At 36.3% G+C, this 245-nt stretch carries 1 pseudogene; it reads left to right on the top strand.

Annotation, left to right across the window (positions count from 1 at the left end):
* Positions 1-245: pseudogene (locus tag GQ589_RS12130) on the top strand (hypothetical protein); the annotation flags it as partial.

The following is a 245-nucleotide window of genomic DNA, read 5'->3' as shown; positions in this document are numbered from 1 at the left end:
GCAGCAGCCAGTGGCTGCGTTACTATCAAATTCACCAACACGCTGTATTGGCACCTATTTAATTGATTTACCCGCTGAATTTAAAGTCAAAAAAAAGGGGAACTTTGATTATAAAAGTAATCATGCTGTCACCATTACCACAAAGCAACAATATTTACCCTCTTTTAAACAGATGATAGCTCGGCGTGAGCAAGAGTTGAAAAATACTAAACCCGTTAATCCAATTAATGGTGATTATTTAAAAG

It is taken from the genome of Gilliamella sp. Pas-s27 (genome assembly GCF_009795865.1).
Classification (GTDB): domain Bacteria; phylum Pseudomonadota; class Gammaproteobacteria; order Enterobacterales; family Orbaceae; genus Gilliamella.
Note: the sequence above shows the minus strand (reverse complement) of the source record. Positions and strands in the feature narration are given on the sequence as shown.